The organism is Clostridium sp. AM54-37XD, assembly GCF_003478225.1.
Taxonomy (GTDB): domain Bacteria; phylum Bacillota; class Clostridia; order Lachnospirales; family Lachnospiraceae; genus Coprococcus; species Coprococcus ammoniilyticus.
In genome coordinates, this window is sequence record NZ_QUEV01000011.1 from 32,750 (window position 1) to 55,392 (window position 22,643).

Annotated in this window: 19 protein-coding genes and 2 pseudogenes; 6 read left to right on the top strand and 15 right to left on the bottom strand. The window is 43.7% G+C overall.

Annotated elements, in window-relative coordinates; all coding sequences use genetic code 11:
- Positions 1-32: 32 nt before the first annotated feature.
- From DXA07_RS10670 to DXA07_RS10680, 3 genes and pseudogenes are all read right to left on the bottom strand, one after another.
- Positions 33-875, bottom strand: a complete 843-nt coding sequence (locus DXA07_RS10670) for a deoxyribonuclease IV (protein WP_118484587.1) — start codon at positions 873-875, stop codon at positions 33-35.
- Between the two features lie 149 nt (positions 876-1,024).
- Positions 1,025-3,314, bottom strand: a pseudogene (locus DXA07_RS10675) (hydratase).
- A gap of 119 nt (positions 3,315-3,433) precedes the next feature.
- Positions 3,434-4,627: a transglutaminase domain-containing protein gene (locus DXA07_RS10680; protein ID WP_021944927.1), complete on the bottom strand. Its 1,194-nt coding sequence runs from the start codon at positions 4,625-4,627 to the stop codon at positions 3,434-3,436.
- Positions 4,628-4,919: 292 nt separating this feature from the next.
- On the opposite strand from DXA07_RS10680, the gene DXA07_RS10685 reads away from it, so the two are divergent.
- From DXA07_RS10685 to DXA07_RS10700, 4 genes are read left to right on the top strand one after another with little or no spacing between them, the layout of a single operon-like run.
- On the top strand, positions 4,920-5,495 hold the full coding sequence (locus DXA07_RS10685; protein ID WP_021944928.1) for a 2-oxoacid:acceptor oxidoreductase family protein: 576 nt from the start codon (positions 4,920-4,922) through the stop codon (positions 5,493-5,495).
- The gene (locus DXA07_RS10690; protein ID WP_008402652.1) at positions 5,495-5,797 is read left to right on the top strand and encodes a 4Fe-4S binding protein; all 303 of its coding nucleotides are present in this window, start codon (positions 5,495-5,497) and stop codon (positions 5,795-5,797) included. Before DXA07_RS10685 ends, DXA07_RS10690 begins: the two co-directional genes overlap by 1 nt.
- Entirely contained in the window at positions 5,798-6,979 is a 1,182-nt protein-coding gene (gene porA, locus DXA07_RS10695) for a pyruvate ferredoxin oxidoreductase (protein ID WP_118484591.1), read from the top strand.
- A gap of 14 nt (positions 6,980-6,993) precedes the next feature.
- Positions 6,994-7,929 carry a thiamine pyrophosphate-dependent enzyme gene (locus DXA07_RS10700; RefSeq protein ID WP_008402654.1) on the top strand — a complete coding sequence of 312 codons (936 nt, stop codon included), beginning with the start codon at positions 6,994-6,996 and terminating at the stop codon, positions 7,927-7,929.
- Between the two features lie 271 nt (positions 7,930-8,200).
- Here DXA07_RS10700 and pnuC read toward each other — a convergent pair whose 3' ends face one another.
- The 6 genes from pnuC to DXA07_RS10730 form a co-directional block, all read right to left on the bottom strand.
- Positions 8,201-8,881, bottom strand: a complete 681-nt coding sequence (pnuC, locus tag DXA07_RS10705) for a nicotinamide riboside transporter PnuC (RefSeq protein ID WP_021944930.1) — start codon at positions 8,879-8,881, stop codon at positions 8,201-8,203.
- A gap of 143 nt (positions 8,882-9,024) precedes the next feature.
- Positions 9,025-9,225, bottom strand: coding sequence for a cold-shock protein (locus DXA07_RS10710; protein WP_008402657.1), 201 nt, complete (start codon positions 9,223-9,225; stop codon positions 9,025-9,027).
- 135 nt (positions 9,226-9,360) lie between these two features.
- The gene (locus tag DXA07_RS10715) at positions 9,361-9,909 is read right to left on the bottom strand and encodes a GNAT family N-acetyltransferase (RefSeq protein ID WP_021944931.1); all 549 of its coding nucleotides are present in this window, start codon (positions 9,907-9,909) and stop codon (positions 9,361-9,363) included.
- A gap of 60 nt (positions 9,910-9,969) precedes the next feature.
- Positions 9,970-12,441, bottom strand: coding sequence for a 1,4-alpha-glucan branching protein GlgB (gene glgB / locus DXA07_RS10720; RefSeq protein WP_118484593.1), 2,472 nt, complete (start codon positions 12,439-12,441; stop codon positions 9,970-9,972).
- Between the two features lie 18 nt (positions 12,442-12,459).
- Complete coding sequence (locus DXA07_RS10725) at positions 12,460-13,143, bottom strand: hypothetical protein (protein WP_021944933.1); 684 nt, start codon at positions 13,141-13,143, stop codon at positions 12,460-12,462.
- A 472-nt stretch (positions 13,144-13,615) separates the two neighbouring features.
- Entirely contained in the window at positions 13,616-14,122 is a 507-nt protein-coding gene (locus tag DXA07_RS10730; protein WP_117807193.1) for a GNAT family N-acetyltransferase, read from the bottom strand.
- Between the two features lie 194 nt (positions 14,123-14,316).
- Here DXA07_RS10730 and DXA07_RS10735 point away from each other — a divergent pair.
- Positions 14,317-14,600, top strand: a pseudogene (locus DXA07_RS10735) (DUF1294 domain-containing protein).
- Here DXA07_RS10735 and aguB read toward each other — a convergent pair.
- The 4 genes from aguB to DXA07_RS10755 form a co-directional block, all read right to left on the bottom strand.
- Positions 14,601-15,455, bottom strand: a complete 855-nt coding sequence (aguB, locus tag DXA07_RS10740) for an N-carbamoylputrescine amidase (RefSeq protein WP_118484594.1) — start codon at positions 15,453-15,455, stop codon at positions 14,601-14,603.
- Positions 15,456-15,603: 148 nt separating this feature from the next.
- Positions 15,604-17,253, bottom strand: a complete 1,650-nt coding sequence (locus tag DXA07_RS10745) for an amidohydrolase (protein ID WP_118484596.1) — start codon at positions 17,251-17,253, stop codon at positions 15,604-15,606.
- Positions 17,254-17,273: 20 nt separating this feature from the next.
- Complete coding sequence (locus tag DXA07_RS10750; RefSeq protein WP_117785683.1) at positions 17,274-18,629, bottom strand: Na+/H+ antiporter NhaC family protein; 1,356 nt, start codon at positions 18,627-18,629, stop codon at positions 17,274-17,276.
- A gap of 183 nt (positions 18,630-18,812) precedes the next feature.
- On the bottom strand, positions 18,813-19,430 hold the full coding sequence (locus DXA07_RS10755) for a cytidylate kinase-like family protein (protein WP_021944939.1): 618 nt from the start codon (positions 19,428-19,430) through the stop codon (positions 18,813-18,815).
- Positions 19,431-19,672: 242 nt separating this feature from the next.
- On the opposite strand from DXA07_RS10755, the gene DXA07_RS10760 reads away from it, so the two are divergent.
- Positions 19,673-20,425 (top strand): helix-turn-helix transcriptional regulator, encoded by a 753-nt coding sequence (locus tag DXA07_RS10760; RefSeq protein WP_161117541.1) that lies wholly within the window; start codon positions 19,673-19,675, stop codon positions 20,423-20,425.
- On the opposite strand, the gene DXA07_RS10765 is transcribed toward DXA07_RS10760, so the two are convergent.
- Both DXA07_RS10765 and DXA07_RS10770 read right to left on the bottom strand, forming a co-directional pair.
- A complete protein-coding gene (locus tag DXA07_RS10765) occupies positions 20,408-20,965 on the bottom strand; it encodes a hypothetical protein (RefSeq protein WP_182427529.1) in 558 nt (185 codons plus the stop codon). The genes DXA07_RS10760 and DXA07_RS10765 overlap by 18 nt on opposite strands.
- Positions 20,966-21,044: 79 nt before the next feature.
- A complete protein-coding gene (locus tag DXA07_RS10770; RefSeq protein ID WP_118484598.1) occupies positions 21,045-22,334 on the bottom strand; it encodes a dihydroorotase in 1,290 nt (429 codons plus the stop codon).
- Positions 22,335-22,643 lie beyond the last annotated feature (309 nt).

Genomic DNA, 22,643 nt, shown 5'->3' on the forward strand with positions numbered 1-22,643 from the left:
GGCAGTTTTTATTTTATCTATTATCCTTACAATTACTCCATGCTTTCATCCGCCCAGCTCTTTATCATTGCTATCTCTCTTGCATATCCGGCATCATCATTTGGTGTTTCTAAGATAAACGGTCTGCCTGCAAGCAATGGATGCGTTACGATCCGTTTTAATGCTTCTGCTCCGATCTCACCCTCTCCGATCTTCTGATGTCGGTCTTTGTGTGAATCTCTCACATTCATGCTGTCATTTAGATGAACAGCCTTTAAGCGGTCAAGTCCGATGATCTGAGCAAACGTGTGAAGTACACCATCCAGATCTTCCACAAGATCATAGCCCCCATCCCATGTATGACAGGTATCAAAGCATACCCCGATCTTATCCTTGCAGTCAACCAGCTCTATGATACGTTCCAGTTCTTCAAAATTTCTTCCGACTTCCGAGCCTTTGCCTGCCATTGTTTCAAGTAATACAACTGTACTCTGAGTCGGTTTGATCGCATGATTTAATGCGTCAGCAATTACCGGTATGGCTTCTTCTGCCCCCTGACCAACATGTGCGCCCGGATGGAAATTATAATAATTTCCCGGAAGATACTCCATCCGCTCCATATCATCCTTTAAGATATTCCATGAGAACTCCCGAATATCCGGTTTTGCCGCACAGACATTCATCGTATATGGTGCATGTGCGACCAGTTTTCCAAAATGATGCTCCTCCATCAGGGAACGTAACCGTTCCGCATCTGCCGGATCGATCTCTTTCGCCTTTCCGCCCCGTGGATTTCTTGTAAAAAATGCAAATGTATTTGCACCAAGTTTTAATGCCGCCTTTCCCATCGCCTCAAAGCCTTTGGAGGACGACAGGTGATTTCCTATATATATCATGTTGTTTCTCTCCTTCTTATAATATAAATATGGCTATGTCATAAGACATAGCCATATTTGTGAAACCACCAGCAGCGGTTTCAACGTTTTTACAACTTCCACTTATAGGTAGGACTCACCTTGTAAGGAAATTATTATATTAGAATACCTTAGTTGTTCTTATAGTAGTTGATCAGGCAGCCATCCATGATGATCTGTCTCTCATCATCGGTCAAGCTCCAAGCTTCAGGTCTAATTCCTTGAAGTCTTTATTTACCACATATGCCTTGATGATCTCATTCTTATTCTGAACAGCCTCACGGATACCCGGAATAAATACATAATCATCATTATCAAATGCGAAATCTTCCTCCATGATGAATGGAAGCATACCCCAGTTGATCAGGTTGGATCTGTAACGCTTTGTTGCATATTCCTTAGCAATATTTGCCCAGCCGCCAAGTACCTTCTGGCAGGAAGCAGCCTGCTCTCTGGCAGAGCCGTCACCCGGCTTTACAGCAAAGATCGTACTGCCGTAACCGGTATTGGAACCTGTGATCTCACGATCTGCAAATTTTGCTTTGATTTCTTTCATCATAGGCTTCATGGATTCATCTGCCTTGCAGAAGCATCCAAGTTCTTCTCTCTTCTTCTCAACTGCCTGAATTGCCTTTGCACGGCCTACATATTCAGGATCTTTTCTGGATAAAGTGAACTCAGCAAGTCCAAGCGGATTTGAACGATAGGAAGATGTCTCACCAGATGGAATAAGTTCATCTGTAGTTGTTACAGGATCGTTAATAACAGATGCAACCTTTAATAACAGGTTATCTGTCAGTGCGATCATCTCCGGCCAGTCTTTGATATTCGGACCAAACTTGATCTCAACAGATGGATCAGCCTTGCCGACACCATTGTAAACTCGTCTGTCATAAATGCTCTTATCGAAGAAATATTTCTGTCCCTTGTATTCAACATCCAGATCTGTAGCTGCTGTAAGGTATCCCTTGTTAGCTGCTGTCGCTGCGATCGATCGTGCATCCATAAGTGCAACGGATGAGATCTGACCATTCTGAATCTTGGACCTTCACGGTTCGGGAAGTTTCTGGTTGAATGACGGATTGATAATGCATTATTTGCAGGTGTATCTCCGGCACCAAAGCAAGGACCGCAGAATGCTGTCTTAACGATCGTACCTGTCTCGATCAGGTCAGCCAGTACACCGTTCTTTGCAAGCTCCATATAGATAGGAGTTGATGCAGGGTATACAGATAATGTAAATTCATCTGCACCGATGCTTCTTCCACGGATGATATCCGCTGCCTGACAGATGTTCTCGAATCCACCACCGGCACATCCGGCAATGATTCCCTGTTCTACATATAACTTGCCATCACGGACTTTATCCTTTAATGTGAAGTCAACCTTACCGTCCAGACTAACCAGTGCGCGCTTCTCGCAGTCGTCTAAGATGTCCATCAGGTTTGCATTTAATTCTTCAATTGTATATGTATTGCTTGGATGGAATGGCATAGCGATCATTGGTTTTACCTTTGACAGATCCACATATACAACGCCATCATAGTAAGCAACTGGGCCCGGATTCATTTCCTTGTATGCTTCCGGTCTATAGTGTGTATCATACCACTCCTTGATCTTCTCATCTGTCTTCCAGATAGAGGACAGGCAGGTTGTCTCGGTTGTCATTACATCGATACCGATACGGAAATCAGCAGATAATTTATCAACACCAGGTCCTACGAACTCCATTACCTTATTCTTAACATAACCACACTGGAAGGTTGCACCGATGATCGCAAGAGCAACGTCCTGAGGACCTACTCCCTTTGCAACTTCTCCGTCCAGATAGATTGCTACTACACCGGGCTTAGCTACATCGTAAGTTCTGCATAAGAGCTGCTTTGCAAGCTCTCCGCCGCCTTCGCCGATCGCCATTGTACCGAGCGCACCATAACGGGTATGGCTGTCAGAACCAAGGATCATTGCACCACATTCTGCAAGCATTTCTCTTGCGAACTGATGGATAACAGCCTGATGAGGCGGAACATAGACACCACCGAATTTCTTTGCGCAGGAAAGGCCAAACATGTGATCATCCTCATTGATCGTACCACCAACTGCACATAAGGAGTTATGACAGTTTGTAAGGACATAAGGAATCGGGAATTCTTTCAGTCCTGAAGCTCTTGCTGTCTGGATGATACCTACAAATGTTATATCATGAGAGGTCATCTTATCGAATTTAATCTTAAGATTGTCCATATTGTCAGATGTGTTGTGCTTCTCCAGGATACCGTATGCCATAGTATTCTTTGCAGCTTCTTCCTTGGATGGAGCTGTACCTAACTTCTGTGTAAGGATCGCATTTGCATCGGCATTGTCTTCTACAAGCTCTGTGCCATTTAAAAGATAAGCACCATTGTCAAATAATTTAATCATTCTATTTCCTCCTGATTTGTTGGTGATTCTTTTTCTCATTTTGTCAATCGCTGTTTATTTTAACACAAATCGCATAGTTGTGAACAACTATGCCGATGAAAGTTTTCATTATTATATTTTTAATCATCCTGCTTCAACCGGAACCCCGAATGAGCACCACTGCTTTTATTCTGTGAAGCACTTTCAGAAAGATCCGCAGTCTGAGGTTGTTCATGATTCATGGTAGTCTCATCTACATTCTCTGCCATCTGTGTTGTATATGGTGTTGTATATGGTGCTGTCTGGTAGTCCGTGACCGCATTTTCATTCGCCGGAACGGTCGCTTCATCTGTAAATGCACCTGTAACCACCTGCATTCTCTTATGGAGTTCTTCCATTCTCTGCGCTTCCTCCTGCGCTTCCAAACGGGCTTTCTCTAACTTCTTCCGTTTCATCTTCCGGTCAAGCAGCCAGATATATAATGCAAACCCTGCCGCGATCACTCCGATGATCGACCAGATCATAATCGCATTATAATTCGGGAACATTCTATAATATTCCGCTGCCGTCTTTCCTGTCACATCCATAGAAACTTCTGCATCGGAACCGCCATGATCATGTCCCTGCCAGTCCGCATCAGATTTAAGGAAATAATCATATCCGACATTCTGTCCACCAAGATCATCCCATGTCAGATCGATATTATACCAGTGTCCATCCACCTGAACCCGATTCCACAGATGCTCGGATTCCAGTCCATAACCGTATTCACAGGTAACCGGGACTCCGGCCTTTTTCATAATGATATAAAATGCCAGCGCATATCCATTACATGCCGAATCTCCTCTGTACAGAGTATTACATGCACCACCGGATGAGCGGTTATATTCATTATGTAAGATAATATAATCATGTACCGCTTTCACTTTCTCGTAATCTGACAGCCCCTTTATCTTCCCCGAAATCTGACCGGAACGGATAAATACAAGAAAGCTTTTTAACCGGCTCATATGATTGATCCTTACCGCTACTTTTTCTCCACCTGAATCCGGCGTATATACATAAGAAAATGCATAAAATTCTCCACCTGCATACATATTCTTTTCCATCAGCTTGTCAAGGACCGACTGATAATCCATATACGGTTCCCCTGTTGTCTTTAGCGTAACCGTATTCTTATACCTTGAAGCGGCTGTTGCTACTGCATCATTGATCTCTTCGTATGTTGACAGTCTTCCTGTCGATACCGGCAGCATCTTTAAAACGACACAGTAAACAATAAACAACAGAATGATTCCCTCAATTACGATCTTTACTTTTTTCCCCTTTGACATTTTTCTCTCCTCTTTTTTTACATTCTTGGTGCGATTCATTATACCTCATTTTTCATTATGACGAAATTCTGTTATCTGCACTTTTCCGTCTTTTATTCGTTCAAATTTCTTCTCTTATTTACAAAAAAATTTTTATTTACTTCTTATTTATACATGATATAATAAAAAAGTCTACGTTTTATTAAGAATTTTTTTCAATAAACCTTCTATTTGTCTGAAATAATAGGGGAAATCATTTCTATATTCATTCTGACATATCGATGCGTTTATAGTCACAAGGAGAGATTAAAAAGTGAAAGATACGATTGAGATCAGATGGCATGGCCGGGGCGGCCAGGGTGCCAAAACTGCTGCTCTGCTGCTTGCAGACGTAGCTTTTAAAACAGGAAAATACGTTCAGGGTTTTCCGGAATATGGTCCGGAGCGAATGGGTGCGCCGATCACTGCTTATAACAGAATCAGCAGCGATCCGATCCGCGTTCATTCCAATATCTACACCCCACAGTATGTTGTTGTCGTTGACGAGTCCCTCTTGGAATCCGTGGATGTAACCGCCGGATTAAAAGAAGATGGTGCGATCGTCATTAACACCCCAAAGACACCGGATGAGGTTCGTCCTCATTTAAATGGCTACAAAGGAAAAGTTTATACATTAGATGCCCGGGAGATCTCGATGCAGACACTCGGCAAGAACTTCCCGAATTCTCCTATGCTTGCTGCTATCGTTGCAGTCAGCGGTATCATGGAGCAGGATGATTTCCTTGCAGATATGAGACTTTCCTATCAGCACAAATTTGCAAAGAAGCCTGAGGTTATCGATGGAAATATGAAAGCCCTTGAGCTTGCATTTAAGGAGGTAACCAAGTAATGAGAACAGATATCAGCAGAATACATGAAAAAAGTAAATATACAGAAATCACACCCGGTAACCATGTGTACGGCGGTGGTACTTCCAAAGCATTTAACACAGGTGAATGGAGAACTGCTACTCCCGTCATAGATGAGAGCAAATGTGTACACTGTCTGTTATGTGCACCGGTCTGTCCGGACAGCTGCATCCCGGTCGTAGGCGGCAAACGCCTTGACTTCGATCTGAACCACTGCAAGGGCTGCGGTATCTGTGCTTATCAGTGTAAGTTTGGTGCTATTACGATGAAGGAGGGCAAATAAATGGGTATCAGAGAACGTTTATCAGGAAATGAAGCGGTGTCTTATGCGATCAAGCAGATCAACCCGGATGTCATGCCGGCATTCCCGATCACCCCTTCTACAGAGATTCCACAGTTTGTTTCTACATATATTTCAAACGGTGAGATCGATACAGAGTTTATTCCGGTCGAGAGTGAGCACAGTGCTATGAGTGCTGCGATCGGTGCAAGTGCTGCCGGTTGCCGTGTCTTAACAGCAACCTCTTCCTGCGGTATGGCGCTGATGTGGGAGGAGCTCTATGTTGCAGCTTCCAATCGTCTGCCGATTGCACTGGCTCTTGTAAACAGAGCTTTATCCGGCCCGATCAATATCAACTGCGACCACTCAGACAGTATGGGTGCAAGAGATACCGGATGGATCCAGATCTATGCAGAGAATAATCAGGAAGCTTATGATAATTTCGTACAGGCTTACCGGATCGCAGAACACAAGGATGTCCGTCTTCCGATCATGATCTGTCAGGATGGTTTCATCACCAGCCACGCAGTTGAGAATATCGAACTGTTAGAGGATGACAAGGTAAAAGCATTTGTCGGTGAATACAATCCGGAACAGTACCTGTTGAATCCAAAGATGCCTATGGCAGTCGGTCCATATGCAACTTCTCCATTCTATATGGAATCCAAAATGAATCAGAACGAAGCTATGAAGAATGCCAAGCAGGTGATCCTGGATGTTGCGAATGATTTCGCAAAGATCTCCGGCAGACAGTACGGCTTCTTTGAGGAATATAAATTAGAAGATGCTGATTATGCGATCGTTATGATCGGTTCCGCAGCAGGAACGACAAAAGAAGCAATCGATGCATTGCGCGCACAGGGCAAGAAGGTCGGCTTATTAAAGCTCCGTGTCTTCCGTCCATTCCCCGGTGAAGAAATTGCAAAGGCGCTGACTCATACAAAAGCAGTTGCGATCTTAGACCGTTCCGAAGGCTTCCGTGCAGGCGGCGGTCCTTTATCCGCTGAGATCAAGGAGCACCTGTATGATATCGGAGCTTCTACAAAGGCTGTCAGCTATATCTACGGTCTTGGTGGCAGAGATTATACAACAGTGGAAGCAACCGATGTATTTAACCAGTTAGAGGAAATGATCGAGCAGGGCAAGACCATTCCACAGTATCAGTATATTGGACTTAGAAAGTAAGGAGGTAAGACAAAATGGCATATAATTTTAAAGAAGTAATGAACAAGCCTGAGCGTCTTGCTCCGGGTCATAGAATGTGTGCAGGCTGTGGCGGTACGATCGCAGTTCGTAATGTACTCCGTGCCCTTCATGAGGGTGACAAAGCAGTTATCGGTAACGCTACCGGATGTCTGGAGGTTTCCACCTTCATGTATCCATATACTGCTTATGAAGACAGTTACATTCATAACGCATTTGAAAATGCAGGCGCTACCCTTTCCGGTGTAGAAACTGCTTATCATGTATTAAAGAAAAAGGGTAAATTAGATGAAACATATAAATTCATAACATTTGGCGGTGACGGCGGTACTTACGATATCGGTCTTCAGTCTTTATCCGGTGCTATGGAGCGTGGTCATGACATGGTATATGTCTGCTACGATAACGGTGCTTACATGAATACCGGTATCCAGCGTTCTTCTGCTACTCCGATGTATGCAGATACAACTACCACTCCTGTCGGTTCCCAGTCAAATGGTAAGATGCAGAACCGTAAGGATCTGGCACAGGTTATGGCAGCTCATGATATCCCTTATGTCGGTCAGACTACTCTGCTTGGTAATATGCGTGATATCTATGAGAAATCCGAAAAAGCCATCTACACACCGGGTGCTGCTTTCTTAAATGTTATGGCTCCTTGTCCTCGTGGCTGGCGTTATCCTACCGAACAGATCATGGATATCTGTAAGCTGGCGGTTGAGACCTGCTACTGGCCTTTATTTGAAGTCATCGAAGGCAAATGGATCTTAAGCTATTCTCCTAAGAAGAAGCTTCCGATCGAGGACTTCTTACGGACACAGGGTCGTTTCAAGCATTTGTTCAAGCCTGAAAATGAGCATTTACTCGTTCAGTATCAGGAGGAAGTGGATCGCCGTTGGGAGGATCTGCTGTTCCGCTGTTCGAAGAACTAATCACACATACGAAAATAAATCAGTCCTTGGGGTTATAATATACCCCAAGGGCTGATTTATTTTCTGCCTGTCTCACTATTCCATACCTATGAAAAGTTCGTCGCATATAGCGACTCACTAAGAACCGACGCTCCCAAAGGCTTGCTTTATAAATAGTAAAACACACCATAGCGGGGATTCTGTTTTTTATTAGTCGATAACTTCTTCAGCTCCACAGCTACAAACTCTCTTGTGTAAAGTAATAGTACCAACAACCCACTTTTTCTGCATTTTACAGCTGTATCCGTTCCCGCCTTTTCCAACTGATATAGCCATACATATCATTGATAAAGAAGATACCGAAATTCACAACGACCGGGATATAGGCAGGATTCTTCATGGATGCCAGCACCCATAAAATGATCAGCACGATATCATTTGCCGCATACCATACTGCATAATACGAGGAACGGAGCATCGTAAGTGCTGCTGCCAGAAAACTGGTTATGATCGATATGGTGCTGAATATAATATTCGGGGTATCGAATACAACTAAAATATAATAAAATACTGCCGTTACGATCGCGCCGGATATAATAAGCCCTATGATGTGCTTCCGGTTCAGCTTCTGGATCTTTACGACATTTCCGTTTCCGCCGGAAGGATTCTGGAGCCATGTGATCGTAGACCAGATCGCCATAGGCATTGTCATGCCAAGATATGTAATCATCTCGCCCCAGTAATGGAACCGGTAGGAAATGATCCCATAAAGGATGCTGAATATCACCATCAGGATCTGTGCCCATACATTTCCTTTGGCTGCAAAGATCAGCGAAGTTACACCCACTAATGCAGCTACCAGAGTCAGCAGATCAAAATCTGTTGTCAGCAAGTTCGATACGCATACGATACAAATAGATCCTAACCAGATGATCCATTCCTTCTTTGTTAATTCTTTTATTGGATTGTTCATGTTTTCTTTCTCCTGTGCCGCTATTCTAATATATAATCATAATTTCCGCAAGAATCCGCAAAAAAATACCCCATGGCGATCATCGGTTCTCAAAATTCTGAGTACCGATGATCTGTCATGAGGTATCTTCATTATGTATCAGCTTACAGCTTTGTTACATTTGCAGCCTGAGGTCCTTTTTCTCCCTCAATTACTTCGAACTCAACTTTGTCGCCTTCCTCCAATACTTTGAAACCAGACATATTTAAAGCTGAGAAATGTACAAAAATGTCATCACCATTCTCATCGCTGATAAATCCATATCCCTTTTTTGCATTAAACCATTTTACTGTACCTGTTTTCATTTGAATTTCCTCCTAAAACTTAATACCTGGAAAACTAAAGAGGCACAGAGCTTCTCGCTCTGTGCCTCTTTGCACTTCTCCTGTATTATATTGCTTGGATTATCTTTTTGCAAGTGTTTTTTATAAATTTCTTTTTCATTGACCAAATCTTACATCCGGCATATCCTTCTCGTGCTCGCCGATCATCTTCTCCATCCAGATCATATCGTACCATTCACCAAACTTATAGCCGCTGTTATGAAAACGCCCAACCAGCGTAAAGCCCATTTTTTTATGGAATCTGTAACTGTCATCCGTCAGATGTCCGCTCTCTGCTGCCGGACTTGCGATACAGGCATTCATGTTCAGGATTCCCATTTCCTTCAGTAGTTTTTCCAGATTCTCATATAGGGCTTTGCCAAGTCCCATCTGCCTGCAGTCTTTTCGGATATAGATCGTTGTTTCTACTGACCAGTCATATGCCTTTCTGTCTTTGAAACCTGCTGCATATGCATAGCCTGCGATCTTCCCATCCACGACTGCCTTTATGTATGGATACTTTGCTGAAATCTGCTCGATCCTGTTCCTGAATACATCTACAGACGGTACTTCATATTCAAATGATATTGCTGTTTCTTCTACATAGGGTGCATAGATTGCGAGAAGCTTCTCCGCATCCGCTGTACTTACTTTTTCTATCTTCATGTCTTCTCCTTATGCCTACAAAAAATGCTGAACCGCACAAGTACGATCCAGCATTTTTTATTATTTCTTAGTAGTCTTCTTTGAAACTGCCGCTTTTGTCTGTGCAGGCTTTGTCTTACTTACTGTTTCTTTTGTCTTTGTCGCAGCCGTCTTCTTCTCCGGCTCCTTTTTTACAACTTCCGTCGTCTCTACATCCTTCTTTTCCGTTGCAGTTTTCTTCGCAGCCGTTTTCTTCTCAGCTGCGCGTTTTGCTGCTGCCGCTTTCTTTTCTATCTCTTTCTTCTTCAGAATATCCTCCGGTGTTACATCGGTGTAATCATATTCCAGAACAACAGTAGAAAGTGGCGGTACTGTTACACTGATCGAATAAGGCATACGTTCTGTCTTCTTATCGATAGCCTTGATCTTACCACTGTTTAATCTGCCTGCTCCGCCAAACTGTACGTCGTCGGAATTCAGGACTTCTTTATATGTTGTGAAGCAAGGTGCTCCAACTTCATAATTATCATATTCAACCGGCACGAAATTGCAGATAAATAACAACTGCTTACTCGGTGTAGAACCTCGACGGATAAATGAAACCACACCCTTATCCGGATGGTCACAGTCGATCCACTCAAAGCCCATCACATCGCTGTCATTTGCATATAACGCATCATTCGCATTGTACAGATTATTTAACGCTTTTACCCAACGCTGTACACCCTGATTCAACGGATTGTCAAGGACAAACCAGTCAAGACTTCTTGCCTCGCTCCACTCGCGCGGCTGTGCAAATTCCTGACCCATGAATAACAGCTTTTTGCCCGGATGGCCATACATATAACCATATGCCAGACGAAGATTTGCAAATTTCTGAGGTTCGCTTCCCGGCATCTTATTGATCATTGAACATTTCAGATGTACGACCTCATCATGTGAAATGACAAGAACATAATTTTCTGCATATGTATAGGATAAGCTGAAGGTCAGCTTGTTATGGTTAAAGCTTCTGAAATATGGATCCATCTTCATATACTCGAGGAAGTCATTCATCCATCCCATATTCCATTTGAACAGGAAGCCAAGTCCGTTCATGGATGCCGGAGCAGTCACACCGGCCCATGCAGTTGATTCCTCTGCGATCAGGAATGCTCCCGGATTCTTTTCTTCCATAACTGCATTAATATTCTGCAGCAGCTTAATTGCATCCAGGTTCTCATTGCCGCCATTTTCATTTGGAAGCCACTGTCCATCCTGCTTACCATAGTCCAAATATAACATGGATGCAACAGCATCTACCCGTAACGCATCGATATGGAACTTCTCTACCCAGAAAAGTGCATTTGCGATCAGGAAGTTTGCAACCTCTGCTCTGCCATAATCAAAAATATAAGTACCCCAATCCGGATGCTCGCCCCTTCTTGGATCCGGATGCTCATAGAGCGGCATACCATCAAATCTGCCAAGTCCGTGTGCATCCTTCGGGAAATGTGCAGGTACCCAGTCTAAGATGATACCGATTCCCTTACTATGTAAATAGTCGATAAAATACATGAAATCTTCCGGCAATCCGTATCTGGATGTCGGTGCATAATAATTCGTTACCTGATAGCCCCAGGAACCATCAAACGGATACTCTGCGATACCCATGATCTCCACATGTGTATAGCCCATATCCTTTACATAATCCGCAACCATCGGAGCTAACTCTCTATAACTGAAGAAGCCGCTGTCATCGTCTTCAACTTTCTTTCTCCATGAACCGAGATGCATCTCATAGATGGTCATCGGCATCTTCATGCGATCTGTTCTGCTGTAGGTTTTTCTCTTATTTATCCATGCAGTATCCTTCCACTTGTAGGTCGTCAGATCTGCAACAACCGAACCATTGTCCGGACGCATCTGTGCCTGATTTCCGTATGGATCACTCTTATATAAGATCTCATCATAACGGGTCAAAATCTGGTATTTATATACTGCGCCGGAAAGCACATTTGGAATAAACAGCTCATAGATTCCACCGTTTGGTCGAAGCTGCATCGGATGTAAATTACCATCCCACATATTGAAATCACCGACAACGCTGACTCTCCGCGCGTCCGGAGCCCATACTGCAAAATAGGTTCCCTTTACGCCATCGATCGTCATCGGATGTGCTCCAAATTTATTATAGATCTCGTAGTGCTTGCCTTCTGCAAATAAATAAGAATCAAAATCTGAAATCTGGCTGTCAAATGCATATGGATCTGCTGTCGTAACAGTCGTTCCATCCTCATAAGTTGTCACCAGATTGTATTTTGTTCCGCTAAATTCCTTCTTAGGGAAAAAGATCGCATAAAATCCCTCATCCGTTACCTTCTCCATCGTATGAACTTTTTTACCTGTTCTGGATGTAACCTTCACTTCCACCGCATGTGGACGATAGGCTGTGATAATCTGTCCTTCCCCATATTCATGAATACCCAGCAGATGCTTTGGTGCATTCAGTTTACCTGCGATCAGTTCATCATACAGTACCCAGTTGATCCAATCGTTGATTCTCTTGTTCATATAACCCTCCTGAATATATTAGAATTTGTGTGGCTGTGTCTTTCGCCAGCTTATCAGTCGTACTATGATCGTAATAACAAGTCCGGCAAGTATCACTCCTGTATAGATCAGGAACATCCGAAGTCCCAGATTATCCGGGATCAGCGCGATCAGTCTGTCATCCCCTGAGAAAAATACATCATACCTGCCTTTAAATACCATCTCACGAACGCCATAGAAAATGCCGCTTCCGGATACCGCGAGCAGGATCAGTGATACTATTCCGATCACACTTGCTGCAACGCCGCCCCATACGACACACTCATACATTCGTCTTTTCTTTACTGCCAGAAATCCTATGATAAGCAGGATCACCGACAGGAACATCATTCGTTTCGCCTCATCCTTCACCTTCTTCAACTGTCTAAGCTGCGTCAGGTTATAGTCGCAAAGCTTCACATTTCCTTTATCAAAATCAACATTATTTCCGGTTTCCTTCAGTCCATCCGCAATGATGCTGTACTCCAGCCACGCCTCGAACTCCGTCAGAGCAGTTTCCGAACCATCTGCTCCATCTGTCTCAAATGTTCGTCCGGTCATCTCTGATGTGTACTCTGCCTCACTGATATTCACTCCCTGGAATGAGATAAACACCGCAGACGACACGATCAGCATTACAACTGCGATCGCAAGGATCACCTGAAAAAATCTATATTTAAACATGATTATCTATCCTGATTTCTATTCTAAAGTCTTATTTGACACATCAAATAAATTATATCGTTCTTATTACGCACATTAATTATTTTACCATTTTAATTGACTTGTGTAAAGAAAACATACTGCTTTCTTCATTATATATTTCTACCACATACTGTCTTCGCTCTTAAAATTACATTTTATTCAACTCATATTACTTTGATCCGTAAAGACTTGGCAGATGATCGTATCTTAATCTGTATTTGATTTCAGGCAATGAATTGCCGGTCAGATAATATAATGCAATGACATAGAAAAGATTTCGTTATGAGGTTTGTGCTAACTGTCAGCACCAAGCCCATGTTTGAGTCCATACGGACGAGTTTGGGCGACTGCCGACAAATCAGTGCACGAACCGAATAGAAATCTTTACTGTCTTACATTATATTATCTGACCGCCATTCCATGTCTGAAATCAATTTTCAATTAACAACGATCATCTGCCAAGTTCACGCAGGTCAAAGTAATATGGGCAGATGTCCTCATAGTGTCCATCCTTCATGCGAAAACCACCCGGAATCGTTCCAAGCTGCGTAAATCCAAGCCTCTCATAGAGGTGTCTTGCATGCACATTTGTAGCCACCACCGCATTAAACTGCAGCACCAGATAATCATACGCCTTTGCCTGTACCAGACAGTCAGACACCAACTTCTCTCCGATATGAAGTCCTCTTACATCCGCATCTACCGCATAGCTGGCATTGCAGATATGACCGCAGCGTCCGACATTATTTGGATGCAGGATATAAAGTCCGAGCACCTTTCCTGTGTCTGTATCCTCTGCCACCGCAGTATAGGTCTGGCCTGCAAAGAATCCCCTGCCTGTCTCCTCTGTCAGGTCATCCTCCTGTGGAAAAGCAACTCCATCATCTACCACACGGTTCCAGATGCGGTTCATCTCCTGTATGTCTGAATCTTTATATTCTCTGATCTGTATATTCATCTTTCGTCCTTCTTTCTTATTTTATGCATCATTATAAGCCCGTATCAAACAGGCTTCAAGAATATAAATATAGACAATCCACAAAAATCATCTTAAAATGCATATAATGAAAATCTGCTTGACTGGAAACTGCGAAGGAACGAACTTCTTCTCTGTGAAAGCAGTCTGTACGGATGAAAGGAGTACAACCACATATGTTATTTGAACTGATAAAAGATCATTTATTCTTAAGTACATATATCCTGATCAATCTGATCGTATTTTTCCTGTATGGCATCGACAAATGGAAAGCCATCCACCACAAGTGGCGCATCCCGGAAGCCACCTGATCCTCGCCGGAGTGTTCGGAATCTTTGGTGCGATTCTTGGTATGCTGTTATTCCGACATAAAATCAGGAAGCCCAAATTCTACATTGGGCTTCCTGCAATCTTCATTCTTGAACTTATGTGTGTGATCTTATACTTGAAATATCTTTAATTAATGGTGCATCAAAGTTCCGTACATCTCCGGTCTGCGGTCACGGAACACGCCCCACTCTCTACGCATCTGTGCGATCGCATCCAGATCAAATTCATGGACAAGCACAGATTCTGTCTCACGGTCTGCCTCCTCCACGATTGTTCCGGTCTGATCTGCGATAAAGGAAGAACCGTAAAATGTCATTGAAGATTCATCGTCCGTCTCGGTTCCGATACGGTTCGATGCGATCACCGGCATGATATTTGCTGCTGCATGTCCCTGCATTGCATGCTGCCAGTGTGGTTTCGAATCAATGTTTAATGTAGGCTCGCTTCCGATCGCAGTCGGATAGAACAACAGCTCTGCACCAAGAAGTGCCATGCTTCTGGCAGCCTCCGGGAACCATTGATCCCAGCAGATGCCAACGCCGATATCTGCATATTTTGTCTTCCATACCTTAAATCCGGTATCTCCCGGTGTAAAATAAAACTTCTCCGCATATGGAAGTCCATCCGGGATATGGGTCTTACGATATGTTCCAAGGATCGTTCCATCTGCATCAATGATCGCTATTGTATTAAATGCTGTATTTCCCGCCTTTTCATAAAAACTGATCGGCAGAACAACCTGAAGCTCTTTTGCAACCTCGGTAAATCGTTTTACTGCTGCATTTTCTGAAAGTGGCTTTGCCAGATCAAAATATTCAAATTTCTGCTTCTGACAGAAATACGGAGTTTCAAATAATTCCTGTAACAAGATAATATTTGCACCTTCTGCTGCTGCCTTTCGAACCAGCTTCTCTGCCTTGTCTAACACTTCTTCTCTATTCCAGCTACAGCTCATCTGGGTAGCCGCTACCTTTACCTTTCTCATACTCATATCCTCCTGTTATCAAAATATCTATATACTGTTATCAGAACATCTTATTTCTTTATCCTATATTTTCTGCCATTGATTTCCGGCTTACCTTCTACTTACATCTGCCAAATCTATCTTCCGCCGGTTGTCTGTTTGCAACGGCTTATATTCCACTCGCACCTGCCAGATTGTTCAGTCTGTCATATATCGTCTGTCCCTCAAATATATTCCATACCACTTTGGTATCCGGTATCTTCTCAGGATCGATCGTAAACAGATTCTGATCCAGCACGATGAGATTTGCACATTTGCCTTCTTCGATCGAACCGGTTCGGTCTTCTGCCTGATAGACGTAAGCAGCTCCGTAGGTATATCCTTTTAAGACTGTCGCCATATCAATGGCCTCCCACGGATTCTGACCGGATATTCTTCCGTCTGCATCCTTTCTGATCACTGCCGCATAGATTGTCTGAAATGGATCTAATCCCACAACCGGGTAATCCGTTCCGACTGCAAATGCCGCTCCTGTATTCGTGATACTTTTCATCGGCCATTCATATCTGCACCGCTTCTTTCCAAGCCGCACGATCTTATCATTATTGGACAGGATCAGATGATATGGCTGCATCGATGCTACGACATCCAGTTCCTTGAATCTCCTGATATCATCGGGATGAATATTTTCGATATGCTCGATCGTATTTCTGAGATCCTTTCTTCCGGTTCTTTTTTCCGCTTCCTCGTACATATCAAGCGCCATGCGCACAGAACCATCTGCGATACAATGAAGTCTGACCTGTATGCCTGCCTCATTTGCCGCAGTGATCTCCTCCTGCATCTTCGTTCTCGGCCAGAGCGGAAGTTTCTCCCCACAGGTATCCGGGCGGTCTGTATATGGCTCTAAGAGCAGTCCGGTATAAGTCTCCGTCACCCCATCAATAAACCCCTTTAAACCGGTGATCTGAAAATGTCTGGAATCCAGTTTTTCCTTCATCTCAAAGAACTTTTCAAATGAGGTATAGCCAAATAACTTCGTGTAGACATATACATTTGCATACAGCCCTTCTTCATCATCCAGCTTTTTCAGCAATTCATATTTCTTATAAGTCTCTTCTGTATAATCTTCTGCAAACATCTCACTTAAGCCTGCAACTCCGTTCTCCGCAAGTACCTGTTTGAAATGTCTGTGTATTTCTGTCATTTCTTCATCCGTAAAATCCATGAACTTTTCCATGGCGGGCGCATAGGCTTCCGGTTCGATCAACATTCCGGTAAGCTCTCCATCCGGGTAAGTCTCGATCATGCCATTTGCCAAATCGGGATTCGGTCTGATCCCGGCTTCAGCAAGTGCTGCTGAATTCAGCCACATGCTGTGTGCATCCGCACATTCCAGATATACCGGAGTATCCGGGAAATATGCATCCAGACTTCGTTTGTCCGGCATACAATCCTCCGTCCAGTTCCCGATAAACCATCCAGTTCCGCGGATTCGCTTCTGTCCGGGATGCGCCTTTACATATGCTGCCATCTGCTCCACACATTCCTGTTCCGAATGGCAGGCATCCAACGTGTTGCATACATATTCACTTGCGGCTACCGCTCCGGTAAATATATGGGTATGTGCATCGATAAAGGACGGCATGACAAGCTTGTCACCCATATCGTATATCGGAACATCCGCCGGAACGGCATTTGTCTCATCATATGGCAGGAGCTTCTTTATCCTGTCATCTTTGATCCAGACAGCAAGCGGCTTACAGCTATCCGCCCGACCATCAAATACTGCCCGGCTCTTTATAATATATTCTGCCATATCACATGCCCCCTTTTACTCTAAACTATAAATCCACAGATCAGGAAGCCAACGATTGACAACATAGCTGCGATCATAACATATGGGAGCTGGGATACTGCATGTTCCATATTATCAATGCCTGCACTGTTCGATGACAGAAGCGTTGCATCACAGTAGAAGCATGCATGGCTTCCAAATGCACCACCGGAGATAATTGCTGCCATGATCAGAACCGGGTTTGCGGAGATTGCTGCGCCAAGCGGGAATACGATCGGTGCAACGACTGCACTCATGCCCCAGAAGGATCCGGTTGCAAAACAAAGCGCCGCAACAAGGATAAATGTGATCATCGGGAACAGAGAGCCTGTTAATAATGGCTGTGCAAGATCGATTATATAATCTGTCATGTTAAGCTGTTCTGTTACCTTCTGCAATAAGAACGCAAGTACCAGTAAGGTAAGGGTTGGAAGCATATCCGCAAATCCCTTTACGATCACACCAAAGAATTCATTTACAGCTATAACCTTTCTTGGAAGATACATCAGCATACAACATGCGATCGCAAGAACAACTGCCAGAAGAAGATCACCTGTGATAATGGCGATCGCTACAAGGACTGCCATCGGAATAACGAAATCCCAGATATTTCCGTCTTCTTCATAACCTGCACGGTTTTCATGATTGTACTTTCTGCTGGCATCACTGTAGACCTTGCCGGTCTCCTCTACTCGCTTATATGCTTTCTTCATACCACCAAGCTTTGGCATGATTCCCATACAGAATAAAAATACGATCAATAATATAATGATTGGATAAAAACAAAATGGAATGGCACTTAAGTACGCTTTCATACCGGAGGTGAATCCATATGCCTGTACACTCGGCTGATCAATGAACAGACTTGCATAGAAAACTGCCCATGTTGAAAACGGAAGAAGTACACAGACCGGAGCACCTGTGGAATCCAGCATGAACGCCAGTGTCTCTCTCGGTATCTTACGTTTATCGTAAACACCCTTCATACAGGCACCGATCGATAAAACGTTCAGATAATCATCTACAAAGATCAATATACCAAGTATAAATGTGGTAAGTAATGTCTTTCGCTCTGAATTACATAATTTGGAAACCAGCTTAGAAAAACCATAATTTCCCTTTGCTGTCTGAAGTAAGGCGATCAGGCTGCCGAACAATCCGCATACTACAACGATCCAGACATTTTCCGAAATCGTCTCCTGAAGCATCGTACACCATTGTGTCAGAAATGAACCTTTAAATAAAACTGCCGCGCCGACCAGAGAACCCCCGATCATAAATTCTTCGCAGCGATGTGTCAGTATCGAACCGACAATTACGATCAGCACTATTAACAGTGCCACCAAGCCATGTGTCATAACCATTCTTCCTTTCCGTTTTGTATTTTTCCTTATAAAACAACAAAAAGCGCATCCGCAATGCCTTATAGCATTGCAGATACGCCTTCGTATCAACTGCTTTTAGTTTACAATTTCATTTACTTATTTACAATTATTATATATGATAAGTTTCTACTTAATTTTAATTACGTCTAATCCTTATTAATCACTGATAAACTTCTCACGTACCAGTTCTGCCAGATACTTTGCAGTATTTTCTACACCGAGCAGACTGCTGTTGATCAGGATATCACAATGATTGATGTCTCCCGGCTTATATCCGGCATAATTCATGTGATAGGAATCACGCGCCTCATCAACGGCTACGATCATCTTACGGGCTTCATCGATTTCCAGTCCCATCGAATTCACACAATTCTCAACACGATCCGGGTACGGAGCATAGATGAATATATTCATCACATTGTCCATCTCGCTTAAAATAAAGTCAGAGCAACGTCCAACGATCACGCATGAGCTTTTCTCTGCAAGAAATCGTATGATATTCTGCTGTGCATCGAAAATATCATCCTGGGTACTGTTCGTGCCACCGCCAAGCGGAAGTACCATTCTGGAAAACGGATTCTTGAAGATCTTCTTTGCGCTTTCTTCTTCTTCGTCTACAACAGAAGCGGGAAGCTTCAACTGCTTGGCTGCCTGATCCACGATATCTCTGTCGTAATACTCTATTCCCAGTTGTTCTGCCATCAGTTTTGCGATTGGTCTTCCAAGACTTCCGAACTGTCTCGTAATTGTTATAACATATTTTTTATCCTTCATCCGCAACGCTTCCTTTCTCTGATCTCTTTTTCGTTTTATAGCTTATCTCAATTCCCTACTGTTTTTCAATTATTAATTTGAGGTAAATGCTAATCATTTTCGGTAGTATATACTTGAAAACAAGTATTTTGTAATATATAATTGTATTTATATAACTTTCGACCGGATGGCTTGCTATGCAAATGAAGCAGTCTTGGCATCTGCCTGAAAATCAACATCATTTCACGCGAAGGAGACCCACAATGGAAAAGAACAACTTTCTGATCTATAACGATATCGTATATACGCTGTACCAATGTAAATCCTATGAAGCACTGAGAGATGAATTTCTCCCAAGACTTCGCCTGCTGATCCCATTTACTTATGCGAGCATTATCTCCGTCAATCCGGAAAACCGAACTGAGATCGTACCGACTCCGGTCTGCTTTCCTGATTATTTCTATGAAGCAGAACTGCTCTACATCGATCATATGAGTGAGGATCATCTGCTCTGGATCAACAATGTACGGGAATCCCAGCTTGTAAGAGAAAGCGATCTGGTAAATGATGATGTCCGTCTGAACTCTTCTCTCTATCAGCACTGTTATCAGAAATTCCATGTCTACGATTCCTTACAGTACAGCATGATCTGCAGTGGAGAATTCTCCGGTATCCTGACGCTGTTTCGTACCAAGATCGATGGGGATTTTACAGACGATGATATGTTCTTCTTCCGTTCTCTTGGCAAGCATATCAACGTAACCTATGAACAGATCCTATATCCGGAAAAAGAGAAAGGCCATACCGCTCTTGCAAACCGTATCCCGGCACTTGCAAAAGGCTATGACCTTACTCCACGAGAGACAGAGATCCTGTCTCTGATCTTTTCATTTGCAAATAACGATGAGATTGCAGCCACTCTCGGGATCAGTGAGAACACGATCCAGAAGCACTTACAGAATATTTTCCGAAAGACCGGAACCTCATCAAAATGGGATCTACTCCGTCTTTCTTGATTCTTCCGGATAGACTAAGCCCCAGTTCTTTCGAAGGTCTGTCATGATGTTCATGACATCTCCGGTAAAAGGCATCTGCATCCGGCTTACATCTCCGGACTGTACCGCTTCTTCCATATCCCGCATCTCATATTCAAGCGCACGCTTTGTTTCACCGGCTTCTACCGGTGTAACTGCTCCGCTTGCAGCATCTACGATAATCGCTTTATCAGCTCTTGGATATTCCATGATCTCGATATACCCTTTTTCACAACTGATCATTGCACGCTTTGGCTGCTTTGAATGCATGGACAGCGTAATAGCTGCCATCTGTTGTTCTTTATTCATCAGGATGATGCTTGCCTGCTCATCCGTCCCTGTCGGCGCGAACCGCACCTGACTCATCACCTGATCCGGTGTCTCTGCCATAAAGCTGCGCATCAGACTGAGTGCATATACTCCGATATCAAGCAATGCACCACCGGCAAGATTGATGTTAAAGAAACGATTATTCATATCATATTCTTTATAGCTTCCTACCGCATATAAGGATTTGCCCATCTTAATTCTTTTGCCATTTCTTCTTTCTCCTGTACAAAAAAATGTATGATTCCCTGTATGTACCCGTATCCCCTGTGTTCTAGTTCTCTGCTACGATCTTACCGTTGCAGATCGTGTAATGAAGCTTTCCCGGAAGTGTCCAACCAAAAAACGGTGAATTCAAGGCTTTGGAATGGAAATGTTCAACGGTCCATTCTTCATTTTCTCCAAATATCACAATATCAGCCGGCGCTCCCGCCTGGATGCTGCCCGGTGTCATCCGGTAGAACTCCATCGGGTTCTTACTCATCAGCTCCATAAGCTTCATAAGTGTGATGTAGCCCGGCTGTACCAGTGAACGGATTCCCAGTGCCAGTGATGTCTCAAGGCCTGTGATCCCACTCGGTGCCTGTGCCATCGGACGTGCCTTTTCTTCTGCACTGTGCGGTGCATGATCGGTTACGATCATATCGATCGTGCCGTCCTGAATACCTTCAATGATCTTCAACCGGTCCGCTTCTTCTCTGACCGGTGGGTTCATTCTTGCCATTGTTCCATAGGTCAGAACTGCATCCTCTGTCAGTGTAAAATGATGTGGTGTTGCTTCTGCATGAACATCCGCACCAAGCTTCTTTGCCAGCCTTACTAACTCAACGGAATTTCCGGAACTGATATGCTGAATACAGACAGATGCTCCTGTATGAAGGGCAAGGATACAGTCTCTTGCGACCATGACATCCTCTGCTGTTCTGGAAGCCCCACCATAGCCAAGCTGCCCGGATACTGCTCCCATATTCACACCTGCACCTTTTACAAATGCAGGATCTTCTTCATGCAGACTAATCGGCAGATCAAGCGCTTTCGCACGAAGCATTGCCTCCGTTAAGACTTCTTCATCCATGATCGGGATACCATCATCTGTAAATCCGGCAGCACCATGTTCTGCCAGCAGTTCCATATCTACAAGTTCTTTTCCCTTCAGATCCTTTGTAACGGTCGCCGTCTGGATCACATGGATCCCGGTCGTTTCCCCTTTTCTCTGAATATACTCAAGTGTCTCTACATTATCAACTGCCGGCTTCGTATTTGCCATACAGATAACCGTCGTAAATCCGCCATAAGCGGCAGCCTCTGCTCCGGTCTCGATGTCCTCTTTATAAGTAAAGCCCGGATCTCTGAAATGTACATGTGTATCGACCAGCCCCGGTGCAACCACCAGACCTTCCGCATCGATCACGCAAACATCATCTGTACCATACTTTTCCCTGCATGCTTCCGGATCTATCTGCTGTTCCACTTCTGTGATCACCGCACCATCAACCAGCACATCCAGCTTCCGATCTGTATTTGTCACAGGATCAACGACCCTGCCGTTCTTTATTAATAACATGCAATATCCTCCTGATATATACTATCCGCAGGCATGTGCCATATCTCACTTCCATCCTGAGACTCTCTTTATGCTATACCTGGTCCACCTGCCTGCAATGCCAGTTTACCACAACCTGTCTTTTCAACACAACCGCCTTTTTGCTCTTATCTTATATCTGCTGTAACATCTCAATTATATGAACGCAACAAGCATTTCCGGTTCTTACCCCGTAACCGGCATTGCTTCCACATAATCCCCCTTCATGAGACACTCACGAAGTTTTTCGTTATGCGAAACACATTGCCATCGTCTGCGGGTGCTTGTTTG